Here is an 11,313-nt window from a genome sequence, read left to right on the forward strand (position 1 = left end):
ATCCTGCATTCCAAAAACAGTCCACAAAGTCAAATGCGATCCTAGCTCAATCGCTTAGCCGCTCTTCACGGACGACTAGATATGTCGCTGCGCCAACCGACGCGACGGGCCATGGGCGAGACAAGCGTCTAAGGGCTAGTTGGCCGAAGATATGAAATCGACGAGCGCCCCGACAATTTGGTCGGGGCGTCTCAATTCAAGACTACTGCAACATGAAGAGAGAGAGAGAGAGGTCGATGTCTGAATTGGGTCAAAGCAGCCGTGGACGCCAATTTGGATCGGCGTTCGGTTTACCCCTGACAGCCGACATGACAAGCGTTCAATCGACCTTCGGCTAAGGGCCAAGACCGGAAGTAACGACACGAAGTTGCGGCGTAAGCAGAGGCAGCGTTCAATCCGACAGACGAGGAATGCGACGTATGGATGCGAGCGCGATGGGATGTGAGGCAAAGGCGTTACAGCCTTGCTCGCCGAGCGGGCGCGATGCCCCATGACTTAAGGCAGCGCCGTCAATGCATTTCTGAATTACACCGGCCGTTTTAGCCACCAGACCGTAGCAAATACGGATCCAAGGACCCAGCTAATCGGTCCGCCACCTGTATGGCGGCCGGCGTGGACTGCTTTTCGCGAAGCGAGCCGACGGAATTCACGACCAGCCCACTACCAGCAACAACAGCTATCGCTATCGCAGCGAGATATTTGGTCCTCATGACGATGATCCCCTTTTATCGCCCCATGAACTAACCGGGTACTCTCAGAAATGGTTCCCGAACGCTGCGGCCCAATGTTTTCGGCCGGATCGGAAGTTGCTTCCATGGCGCCAGCGACTAGCCGCTGGGCAGGTTCCTCCTTCGGAAGGAAATCAAGGAACGAAAAGGTCCGCCAAGCCTTAGAAACACTGAGGCCGTCGCTCGCCGGTAGTAACACGGCGCATGTCGCGGATAGCCAAAGGTCGTGACGAACGACCCGCTGTTCTCAATACAAGCGCTCGCGCAGATAGCCAAAAGCGACGGTCTCCGGTTCTATTCAAAATCGCCAGCAGTGCCCCGATCGGTTGCGGGAGGAGTGCACGGCGTGCTGGCCGAACCGAAGGCTCGGTCATGCGCAACGGAATTGACATTGACCACATACACAGTCGGGCCATCGTTCGAGAGATCGGCGAGAGACTACGTGCGTCGCTGAAACCAGAGCCGGAAGTACCGGCGGGCCTGAGAGCGCAAATCGATCGGCTCCGCGAATTCGAAGCGGCCGAGCACTGGAACAAGTCGCGCGGTTGAGCCGCAATCGGCTCGGCCGAACATGGATGTACGATGCCGCCGGTGAAGCTTTGTGCATCGTCGATCTAGAATGACTACGGTAAGCGCAATCCGAATTGATCGGCAAAACCGTCGTTGGCGCGGCCGCGCAGCGTCGGAGGGATATCGATGCCGAGCGCCTTGACCTTCGAGAACATCGGGATGCTACCGGTCTTCAACCCGGAGGTCTGCAATGGGTGGTCCTTAGCTGAGCGCTTAGCGTACGTCCGCTTTAATCAACTCGTCAGCCCTCGCGACCAAATGCTGAGGAACAGATAGGCCCATATCTTTGGCAGCTTTGAGGTTGATCGCAAGATGGAATTCGCTCGGCCCTTCGACGGGCAAATCACTTGGCTTTGCCCCGTTGAGGATCTTCTCGACGAAATAAGCGCCCCGGCGCCATATTCCATCAATTGTCGGACCATAGGCAAGCAGTCCGCCAATCTGCACCCATTCTCGATATTCATGGGCGTTCGGAATTTTGTTTTCTATTCCGAAGTCGACAATCCTCTTGCGATCAAAGACGAACATCGGATCGGTGACAGTAGTCATCGCATCAATCATCGTATCCTGCCTTTTGCGCAGGATTGAAGCAAACGCGACCTCAAATTCCGGCGGTGAACGAACTTCAAACGGCTGCGCTTCTATTCCCAATTTTTCAAATGCGGAAGAAATACTGTTGAGATGATTGCTGGCGTGAGAGGGAAGCGGATTGTAAAGAACTGCCAACCGCGAGAGTTTTGGAACAATTTCTTTCAAGAACTCGACTCGTTTGACATCGCGATCAGGCGAGAGATTGTCGATACCCGTAAGGTTCCCGCCAGGATGTGAAAGAGACGAGTATAATTTGGCTTCAACGCCGCCGCGGCTCGAGAGCACGACAATGGGAATTGTCGCAGTAATCTTCTGCACCAAAAGTCCGGGGTAATTTCCCACAGCCACGATCACGTCCACATTCTGCCGGACGAGATCGGCAGCCATCTCGGGCAGAAGTTCCGAATGTCCTTTTGCCTCCCGCCATTCGAGGGTGAGATTGTTGCCCTCCGAATAGCCGCGATCACTTAATTCGCGGACGAAGCCGTTTACCCAAGGATAGCTGCTCAAATTAGCCGTCAGATATCCAATTCGGTAAATCTTTTTAGATTGCTGCGCTTGAGCCGCCAGCGGCCACACCGCAGCGCCGCCGAGTGCCGTGATGAACTCGCGCCGCTTCATGTCTGATGCCTCCGCAAAGCCTAGAGACAGCCTATGACTCGCCTCAAACTAACACATTGGAACCGACTGGCTATGACCTCTGCTACAGAATCTCGAATAGGCATGTCAGCCACGCGATGTCCGGTCCGGGTCAAAAGCGTCGGTCCAGCGCTCCACAGCGAACTTCCGGTCTACCCCTCTGAACCGACATATAGCGGCACCGCGTCAACGGTAGCGAAGGGCCAAAAGGCGACCTTCACTCGGACGAAATAGCATAGTAATTTGGGTGCAATTCCATGACCGGCGTCGGAGGCCGATGAGTTTCAAGATCACACTTGTTTGCAGTGGGATCGATGCTTCTGCTGGGGCGATAGCCGCACAAGACATCGAAGCTGAATTCCGCGATCACCGTCGATGGCATCAAGCTGTCCACTGTCGTTATGAAAACGGGACCTTGATCCTGTGCGGGAAGAATGACTTTGATAGAGCTGGATTGGCACTTCTTGACGAGTTTGGCGACTGTCTCTCCGCGTACCTTAAGGATCACGGTGCTGTTCGTGTCCTCTCCGTAGAGACCGCTTAACGAGGGAACCACCGCTGTGGGAAGTCTCCTATGGGTCACAAGCGGTCCTCGACCGGCTGCGCAGGGCAGGTCAGCTCTGGGCCACGAACAGACTCCTTGCTCTTGCCGTGTCCAAGAAAAGCCGCCTCGCGGCGGCCAGATGTCGGAAATACATTTCGATCACTACGCTAGTGCGGACTGCCGCAGAGCCTAGGCTACAATCGGCCGGTGATCCGGTAGACTCGCGCCTCGCCTTCGACGCCGCGCAGCGGCGCCTCGAACTCCTCGACATGGTGGCCCGCCAGCAGCTGGCGAACAGCGGGCGCGGTGTAGAGTGCTTCAGTGAGACAGATTTCGCCGGCGTCGGCGAATGATTGCACCCGCGCGGCAATATTCACGGTCTGGCCGAAATAGTCGAGATTCTCGTTGAGGGTCACGGCGATGGAAGGTCCGCAATGTGCCCCCATTTTGAGAATGACGGCCGGCTGGCCGTGCTTGGAGTTGAACTCTCCGATGTCCCGCAGAATGTGCAGCGCTGCCTCCACGGCATCCACCGGCCGGAAAAACGCGGCCATGACGGCGTCGCCGATGGTCTTCACGATGGCACCGGCATGCCGATGGGCAATTGCGTCGAGGAGAGCGAAATGTTCGCGGACGAGAGCATAGGCATTAAGATCCCCGAGGCGCTCGTAGAGCGCGGTCGAACCCTTCAGGTCCGTGAACAGGAACGTCACCTGCCGAACGCCGAGGCCCTCCTCCTCATCCACGCGCTCTGAGCGGAAGAGCTTGCGGAACGTCTGACGCGTCAGCAGCATCCCGCCCGAGACGTAGGGATCGAATTCGAGGGTCGGCTTCTCGGGCATTTCCAAGGTTTCAGGTGGCCAGTTGATCAGGAGCAGCGAACCGCGCTTAGGGCCGGTGTTGCTGATCTCGAAGACCACAGGCCCCGACGGCACGGCCGAAACGGCGGGCGTGAACCGCTGCCCGTCATAGGTGGTACGAATGATCGTCGGAGTATTCGGCATCTGCACGGCAGTGGGATCGAGCGCGACCAGGAGCGTAAAGCCCGCCTGGGTCTGGACGTTGACGCCTGAGACCGCGCCCGGCCCAATATCGGTCTGCAGCGTCGTTGTCAGACCGGACGGCAGATAAGTCATTCCGCGAACGAAACCGCGCAAGACATCGACAAATCGAGTCTGTCCGCCGGGCAGCCGTCCGCTGTTGGCGAACTTGAGCTTCCAGTGCAGATCTTCGATCGAGAGATTGTCGACGTCATACAAGGCGAGGCGCCGAATTTGCGGCGAGACGGAGAAGGACACTTCGATGAAGTCGTCGAGTTCGGTCTGACCCTCGATATCGCAAAGCCCGCAGACGAAATGGCTCCGGAGCGCATGGAGCCTCCCGAAGCTTTCCAGCACCAGACCCGAGTGGGGGCAGAGAATGTCCCAATGCATGTCGACCAGCCCGGCGCGAGCGGCATGGAGAAACAGATCGATCGACTCCGGCTCAGCCACACTGCGATCACGGGCGAACGCCAGCGGATTGGCACGGTACAGGCTGACCTCGTCACCACTGCGGATCAGCGTTTCGAACTTGGAGATTACGCGCGGGCTCCAAGTGCGGGCCTGCTCGATCTGCGTCATCTTGCTTTCGAGAAGACGCTCGTCAATGGATGTCATCGATCAGCTCCTGACGATGGCAATCTATCAGCTTCGCCCGGTCCTCGCGAGCCATCCGATGCCGCACGGCCTATTGTACTGCAAGGATTTTCAATCCGCCCATGTCGCTTATGGGTCAAAGGCAGCCGGCGGCTTGCATGATCGGGTCGGCTCATCTCCCGGAAGCGGCCCTCGCAGCGCTCTAACTGAGGTCGGTCACGGGCCATGTGTGTGGAAGTCGTTCGTACACTGGCTACTCGCAAGCCGAGCGAGACGGATCGCTCGGCTACAATTTTAATTATGGCAGCCCAGAAGTCGTTCCTGATCAGATCAATCTCACGCTGCTTTCACCAGCACGTCAGTCAACCAATCCGGCTCGGCGATCATAACGGAGTGGCCAGACGTCGCGTTTTCGAGGACGGTCCAAGAATTATCGGACTTGCACTCCCCTGCCGCTTTGTCCAAGGCCGCTAACTGGAATTTGGGTAAGCGGATGTAGGTTTTCTTCGCGACCTTTTCGCGTGCGCCGGAGAGCTTCACAGGTTGCAGCCATGTGCCAATCGGTTGAGGAGTTACCTTCGATAGAACCCAAGCAACGTCTTTGGGGTCGCTAAAGGCCGCCGGGGGGAGCGCTTTGGGAGCCGGACGGCTGATTGCACCCTCCTCTATCGGGAAGGAGACCAGGTCTCGGAATGACTCCCCGTCGGCCGGCTTTATTGCATCAACCCAGACGATAGATGACACACGGTTTCCGACGCGCTCAAGCGCGCCCGATGCGGGACATCCGGCATACGAATGGGCAACGAGGCAAATGTCTGTGAGGTCTTCCCATTCGACGAGATTTGCGATGTCCGTGATGTGCGTGTCGAGATTTATGTCTCTGCTGAGGAGATGCGAGCGTTCTGCCAATCCCGTAAGCGTAAGCGCATAGACTTTGTGGCCCTGCTTTTCGAGCCTCTCGGTGACGCGATGCCAACACCAAGCTCCGTAAAAGGCTCCGCCAATAAGAACAAAAGTCTTTTGCGGGGATTGAGCACGTGCGCTGCTGATGCTTGATGAAGCTACCGAGACCGCGCTTACTCCGGCCGCGACACTGCCGATCAATCTGCGGCGGGTGACGTCTGACAAGGTCATGAAATCTCTCCGTGCAAAAAATGGGTACCATACGAGTGCAACAGTGTAATCGCCAAAACCGAACAAATGGAAGATGACTTCAGCGGTCTTCGAAGGAATATTTTACTTCCGCCATGGGTCACAAGCGGCGGTCGGCGACAGCGCCAGCCGTGTCCGGTCTACCTCAAACGGCCGACCTTGCGCAGCCTCGGGTGTAGTCTTCAGCTCCGGCCGATGTTGTAGGCAATCAGGTTGAGGAGGAAGTCGGCGGTGACGCGAGTTGGGCCTCGATGTTGGGTCTTTGCTCGCCTCGTGTTAGACATCGCCTGACCGACCAGGGAGAACAGCCATGACCGCCGAGTTCGATGAAGACCGCTTCAATATGGTTATCCGTAAATTTCTGAAGCATGTCGGAGTTACATCGCAGCGTGAAATTGAGAACCTAGTGCGCAGCGGGGCGGTGAAAGATGGCAAGCTCAAACTGCGAATGACCCTGTCGGCTGAGGGGACGGCGCTGAAACATGTAGTCGAGGAAACAATCGCACTCTGACGATGTCCCGGTTGCCCCGGCATTGCGGCCCGGTTGGTGGAGCATTCAATCCTGTTGATTTCCAGCAACGACTGCTTTGGGTCATTTTCGACAGTTTTGGCACAGAGTGCGGGATGGTTGATGTCCGTTCCTGTCCAAAAGCGCCGTACCTGTGTCTGCCCATGAGCGTTGCGTTTGGCCGGATTGCCGTGATTCAAACTCACGAACTGGAGCTCGAATCATGCGCTACGAACTCGCTGACTATGAATGGACCGCCATCAAGCCGATGCTGCCGAACAAGCCGCGTGGCGTCCCCCGGGTGAACGACAGACGGGTCCTGAATGGCATCTTCTGGATCCTTCGATCAGGAGCACCCTGGCGTGATCTGCCGGCGGCGTTTGGGCCATACACCACTTGCTACAACCGGCTCGTCAGGTGGCGGCGGGCTGGCGTCTGGGGCCGCATCATAGAAGCGCTTGGCACTGCCCATGATGCCGCTACCCAGATGATCGACACCTCCATTGTCCGCGTACATCAGCATGGAGCCTGCATCGCAAGGAACCAGCGCCAATCGATGGGAAGGTCCCGCGGCGGTTTGACGAGCAAAATCCATGCGGTGGTCGACAGCAATGGTCTGCCGGTACGGTTGGCGCTGAGCCCCGGTGAGGCCAATGACGTTCGACTTGCCGGAAAACTGCTGTCTCGTCTGAAATCCGGGTCAATGTTGCTTGCGGACCGTGGCTATGACGCGGACTGGATCAGGGAGCTTGCCATGAAGAAGGGCGCGCGTGGGCCAACATCCCGCCGAAGAGCAATCGCAGCGATCCGATCTGCTTCAGCCCATATCTCTACCGCGCTCGCAACCGGGTTGAGCGGTTCTTCAACCGGATCAAACAATGTCGTCGGGTGGCGACGCGGTACGACAGGCTGGCCGCCAACTACCTTGCCTTCGTTCAGCTCGCGTCGATCAGGCTATGGCTGCGTCTTTATGAGTCCGCGTCTTAGTTCTTGCCAAGGCGGTCCGATGCAACATCGCGATGTGCGGTTTCGTTCTTCCCCTTGTCGTCGATGCCGCGCGACGGGTTGGTGTCCGGCTGGGCGCTGGTACCTCGCCGAGACCGAGCTGCTGGGCGGCTGCGATGCCGATCGTCACCTTGCACGATCTGAGCGAGGTGCAGCTCCGGATGCTGCGACTTGCGCTCAAATGCTTGAGCGAGGACGCCGCCTGGGACGTGGCCGGCCCCGCGGGTCGAGCTGACCGAGCTGATGAACCGCGCGACGTCTGGATCCACGCGCAATGGGATGAGGCGAAGGTGCCTTAGCGGCCGTTGGTGGAAGCTATGCTCAAAATCGTTCAGGGCGCGGGACGGATAAGGAAGACAAGCCGACCGCCCAGCCTCTTTCCGCATCAGCCGCGCTTCTTCTGAGCGGATGGCTTAAATTCCACGACCTCGTGCTGCTCGCTGGAATCCGAGTGCCCTTGTTGTTTTACGATGACCTCAAGCTCAAGAGCTTCGAAGGCGAGTTCATCCGCCAAGCGTTGAAAGAGCGCGCGCTTTTCGGCATCCGTCGCCGACTGACTCATAAGAGCAAAGTCTCTGGCGTCCGCGCGGAGCTTTTCCAATCGTCGCCTGAGGTCCTTCATCATCTTGGCTCAGGTTCTAAACTCATCCTCGACGCAAACAGTAACCTTGCTTTCCGGGATGACGGATGATTCAACCACGGAAACAATATATTGGTTCTCCTAATTGTTAGTTAGCCGCGTATTCACCGTGCGGTGCATAGCCACGGTCGCGCGTGGGACCAACTTTGGATGGACGGGCCGGTGGTCGCGGCGCGAGGCCTCGTCATTCCGACCTTGCCGCAGGTCCACCCAGGGTGCCATCAAAGGTACATCAAGGTCTGAAACCGCACAGACCCGAGTTTTGCACCGGACCAGGCTTCGACTGATTCTTTGTGTCCCTAGGTGCGCTGGGATCCGATGGTGTCGGCGTCCCAGTGAGGTGGATGTCGAGGCCGTTTTCGCCCGGCTGCGCAAAGGTGGCTCCTCGCGACGGGCTCCGGTTTATGCTCGCTTCCTTGTGCGTACTATCCTGCTCATTTTCGGGGTATGGCTGCTGATCAACATTTTCTTTGTGATGGCTGTCGTGCCCGCGCGAAGGCCGCGCTCCCCTCCGAGACGGTCGGAGGGCCTCCGTCCCCGGCACCGATCAATAGGACGGTCCGTCGCCAGCGCGTTATTGCTTCGGTGCGGGAAGAGTTGCGCGCGTCCTCGTGTTTCCGTTTGTCCAAGCCATTAAGCGGCGCTTCGGACGGAACCATGATAGGGGCCACGTGAGTTGAGAGGCGACGCGCAAGCCGACCAGGATCAAGGTGTCGTGTGGTTCGGCCGTTGTTCGCATTCGCCGGAATCCGACCACGATCAACGGACCACGACGTCAAAAGCCCCCTCGGCGCATCAGGTCTACGGCACCAAGCTGCTGTGCGTCGACCATTGGGCGGGCGCGCGCCGCGGCAGGACCGGTTCAATCGCGGGTCAAATCAGGTCACCGTGACTTGAGTTAAATGGCGCGATATTGAATGATTCAATTATCCGGCTTCTGGCAGGCGAGTTGCGGCGCCAGGCCCTGCCACGCCCCACCGGATCTCGGTCGCAAGTCTGCTCGCCGCGTCGCTCGCAGCTACAAACCCCGCTTTGTGATGCCGGGAACGCGTTTGGGCGAAACGGTTGTTCGTCGCTCGACCTGCGCTTTGGCGTCCAGCACTTTATCGCCAGCTCGCGCGGCGCGCGGCCGGCTCACCTGGTCCGAAAGACTGGGGCCCTTTCCAAACGTTCCGACCGGGGGACCATTTGTCGCGTGACCACCACTGATGTTTCCTTTGGCCTGTGCTGCCGGGGCTGATGCGTTTCGGGTGGGTAATGGGCCGATGATCATCTGGTCCTCGTTGCTCGTACCCGTCCCAATGGCCCCGATCGGCAGGCCATTTTGCGCGTGGCCAACCCCGGCATTTCTTGCGGCCTGTGCGGCCGTCCGCGACTTTGTCGGCGTGGCGGGTTCAACGTTCGGATTGTTCAATTGATTGGTAGTGCTCGGATTTGCGCCGGTGGCGGCGTCTTTCGTCCCCATTCCGGCAGGCGCTGAGGGACCAGCGCTGGCGCTACCCGCATTCGTCCCCATTCCGGCAGGCGCCGACGGACCAGCGTTGGCGCTGCTCGCGCTTGTCCCCGTGCCCGCACCCGCGGACCCCGCATTTGCGGGGCCTCCTGGCGCGAGGACCAGAAGAGCTGAGTTGGCGACGATGGCGGCGAGCACCAAAGGGGCGGCATGGGGCATTGGACGATCTCCTTTGCCAAATCGTTAACCATGATCCCCGAGCCCGGTTCCTCTGCGCCATGGCTGGTTCTGCCGCATAGTGCTGGACCGCACGCGAGCCCTCGATTGGTCGCACGCAAAACGCAAAACCGCGCGAGCTACTATTGCCGATTCAAGGTGCCATTGGCAGATTAGTCAGCAGGTCTGACGGAGGTGGCCGCTTTAATGTAACACTCGGGTTGCTTCTGCTAGCCGGACCTTCTCTCTCAGCTCCTCAAGATCCTCGAGCGCGTCGAGTAGTTGCATCAGATTGCGGGTAACATGTGCCAGATTGGGCTTTGGGCCTTTGAAGATTCGAATTTTTGGTCCCATTGCTAGACGTCTCCTCGCAACGAAAATCACTGGTCCGACTGATTGGCAAGGAGCGTGCCATCTGAGCGTCCGCGGAGAGCTCCGGTGATGGGAACGCCAGTCGCGCTCCCGCCCCAATCTAACAGGGAAGGAGCGCGCCAAAAGGCGCCGGTCGCCATCCCCCACATTGGGACGATTATCTCCCTCCCGGTTGCGAGTGAACTATGGGCAGCAAGCCGCGCGATGGCGACAGCTGCGGAGCAAGCAACAGCGCCCTCTGCCCTCCGCATCGAGGTCTCGCAGCGATCAGACGCGTTGGAAACAGTTAATCCCTAGTCCTGCACGGCTTGATCGGTCTGCAGCGGCGCGTGTGGCCGCCCCCTGTCTTGCGCCCGCCGAACGGTTGGCACAGGTTTGCGGATCGTGGCGGCAATTGGCCTGGGCAACGGCACCGGCGTCTTGGGGCGTAGGATCTGCTCGGAAGCGTTAGTGGTGATGCCGGCCAATCGTTCTTGGACCATTCTGAGCTGTTCGCCGGCATCCGCTCTGTCTCGCACCATTTGTGCCTGGACCGCCGTAAGCTGGTCGGAGAGCTGGCCAAGGTCGCGGACGATTTGATCTTGGTTGGCCTTGAGCTGCTCGATCGCTTGCTGCGGGTTCGTAAGGTCGCCCGACAATCCCTGGAGCGTCGGCGCCAGCTCCGGCGAACTGGGGCCAGCGGCTGCCTGGATCGCATCGTGCGGTGTAGTCAGCGGCCCCGGTTGCTGAAGTACCACATAGGTTGCACTCGTCTGAGTGGTAGGCAGAGCCGAGGAGATCTCGGCTCTTTCTTGCGGCAACGACGAAGGTGAAACGGCATGCGCGGACCACCGATACATCATTGCTCTGACCGCATCGCCGTAAGATGACTGCGCAGCAAGAGCAGCTACACAGATGCCGCTTGCCAACAGCAGACCGATCAGGCCGCGCAGTGCCGGCCTTCCGCGCGATGAGCTCGCCCCGCGGTCAGGTGGTCGAAACCATTTCGCGGAATTCTTCGGCTGAGAAGGATGGCGCGTGCCATCCTGATCTAGCTTGGAAAGCTGTTCATTGACACGCGCCAGCTGTTCATCTGCACGTGCGATCTGATCATAGGCGTGGACGAGCCGTTCATCCGCGCGCGCAACAAGCTCGACGTCTTCCGGTGAGAGCGCGGGACTATGAATTTGTGAGCCGGGATATATCGGTTTAATCGGCGAAAGCATCGGCGTTCCCCATCGCACCCAATGTCACCCGGACCGAGGCCGGGCATTAAATC

11 protein-coding genes are annotated in these 11,313 nt (G+C 58.7%); 4 read left to right on the top strand and 7 right to left on the bottom strand.

The window, feature by feature from the left end:
- Positions 1-1,351 precede the first annotated feature (1,351 nt).
- Positions 1,352-1,489 carry a hypothetical protein gene (locus AC0L30_RS41630; protein ID WP_473406685.1) on the bottom strand — a complete coding sequence of 46 codons (138 nt, stop codon included), beginning with the start codon at positions 1,487-1,489 and terminating at the stop codon, positions 1,352-1,354.
- Positions 1,490-1,511: 22 nt separating this feature from the next.
- Positions 1,512-2,510, bottom strand: a complete 999-nt coding sequence (locus AC0L30_RS41635) for an ABC transporter substrate-binding protein (RefSeq protein ID WP_473406686.1) — start codon at positions 2,508-2,510, stop codon at positions 1,512-1,514.
- A gap of 295 nt (positions 2,511-2,805) precedes the next feature.
- On the opposite strand from AC0L30_RS41635, the gene AC0L30_RS41640 reads away from it, so the two are divergent.
- Positions 2,806-3,072, top strand: coding sequence for a hypothetical protein (locus tag AC0L30_RS41640; RefSeq protein ID WP_035993166.1), 267 nt, complete (start codon positions 2,806-2,808; stop codon positions 3,070-3,072).
- Positions 3,073-3,266: 194 nt separating this feature from the next.
- Here the strand turns inward: AC0L30_RS41640 and AC0L30_RS41645 are convergent, their stop codons facing one another.
- Positions 3,267-4,730 carry a DUF5939 domain-containing protein gene (locus AC0L30_RS41645; RefSeq protein ID WP_473406687.1) on the bottom strand — a complete coding sequence of 488 codons (1,464 nt, stop codon included), beginning with the start codon at positions 4,728-4,730 and terminating at the stop codon, positions 3,267-3,269.
- A gap of 315 nt (positions 4,731-5,045) precedes the next feature.
- A complete protein-coding gene (locus AC0L30_RS41650; RefSeq protein ID WP_473406688.1) occupies positions 5,046-5,843 on the bottom strand; it encodes an alpha/beta fold hydrolase in 798 nt (265 codons plus the stop codon).
- 328 nt (positions 5,844-6,171) lie between these two features.
- Here AC0L30_RS41650 and AC0L30_RS41655 point away from each other — a divergent pair, with 328 nt between their 5' ends.
- From AC0L30_RS41655 to AC0L30_RS41665, 3 genes are all read left to right on the top strand, one after another.
- Complete coding sequence (locus AC0L30_RS41655) at positions 6,172-6,372, top strand: DUF6494 family protein (RefSeq protein ID WP_473406689.1); 201 nt, start codon at positions 6,172-6,174, stop codon at positions 6,370-6,372.
- A 220-nt stretch (positions 6,373-6,592) separates the two neighbouring features.
- Positions 6,593-7,356, top strand: a protein-coding gene (locus tag AC0L30_RS41660) for an IS5 family transposase (protein ID WP_473406690.1) whose coding sequence is annotated in 2 segments (ribosomal slippage) — positions 6,593-7,135 and positions 7,138-7,356 — 762 coding nt in all. Because the reading frame shifts where the segments join, the coding sequence is not laid out codon by codon here.
- Positions 7,357-7,490: 134 nt separating this feature from the next.
- The gene (locus tag AC0L30_RS41665; RefSeq protein ID WP_198288338.1) at positions 7,491-7,673 is read left to right on the top strand and encodes a hypothetical protein; all 183 of its coding nucleotides are present in this window, start codon (positions 7,491-7,493) and stop codon (positions 7,671-7,673) included.
- Positions 7,674-7,759: 86 nt separating this feature from the next.
- Here the strand turns inward: AC0L30_RS41665 and AC0L30_RS41670 are convergent, their stop codons facing one another.
- The 3 genes from AC0L30_RS41670 to AC0L30_RS41680 form a co-directional block, all read right to left on the bottom strand.
- The gene (locus AC0L30_RS41670; protein WP_246649391.1) at positions 7,760-7,999 is read right to left on the bottom strand and encodes a hypothetical protein; all 240 of its coding nucleotides are present in this window, start codon (positions 7,997-7,999) and stop codon (positions 7,760-7,762) included.
- Positions 8,000-9,032: 1,033 nt separating this feature from the next.
- Positions 9,033-9,479, bottom strand: coding sequence for a hypothetical protein (locus tag AC0L30_RS41675; protein ID WP_473406691.1), 447 nt, complete (start codon positions 9,477-9,479; stop codon positions 9,033-9,035).
- Positions 9,480-10,348: 869 nt separating this feature from the next.
- Entirely contained in the window at positions 10,349-11,260 is a 912-nt protein-coding gene (locus AC0L30_RS41680) for a hypothetical protein (RefSeq protein ID WP_473255671.1), read from the bottom strand.
- Positions 11,261-11,313 lie beyond the last annotated feature (53 nt).

Source organism: Bradyrhizobium sp. MI1.11, assembly GCF_055811255.1.

Bases quoted from the DNA above. Each gene is read 5' to 3' on its own strand.
- AC0L30_RS41650 (WP_473406688.1), bottom strand. From the start codon at position 5,843: ATGACCTTGTCAGACGTCACCCGCCGCAGATTGATCGGCAGTGTCGCG.
- AC0L30_RS41670 (WP_246649391.1), bottom strand. From the start codon at position 7,999: ATGATGAAGGACCTCAGGCGACGATTGGAAAAGCTCCGCGCGGACGCC.
- AC0L30_RS41665 (WP_198288338.1), top strand. From the start codon at position 7,491: ATGCCGATCGTCACCTTGCACGATCTGAGCGAGGTGCAGCTCCGGATG.
- AC0L30_RS41675 (WP_473406691.1), bottom strand. From the start codon at position 9,479: ATGGGGACGAAAGACGCCGCCACCGGCGCAAATCCGAGCACTACCAAT.
- AC0L30_RS41680 (WP_473255671.1), bottom strand. From the start codon at position 11,260: ATGCTTTCGCCGATTAAACCGATATATCCCGGCTCACAAATTCATAGT.
- AC0L30_RS41645 (WP_473406687.1), bottom strand. From the start codon at position 4,730: ATGACATCCATTGACGAGCGTCTTCTCGAAAGCAAGATGACGCAGATC.
- AC0L30_RS41655 (WP_473406689.1), top strand. From the start codon at position 6,172: ATGACCGCCGAGTTCGATGAAGACCGCTTCAATATGGTTATCCGTAAA.
- AC0L30_RS41635 (WP_473406686.1), bottom strand. From the start codon at position 2,510: ATGAAGCGGCGCGAGTTCATCACGGCACTCGGCGGCGCTGCGGTGTGG.
- AC0L30_RS41640 (WP_035993166.1), top strand. From the start codon at position 2,806: ATGAGTTTCAAGATCACACTTGTTTGCAGTGGGATCGATGCTTCTGCT.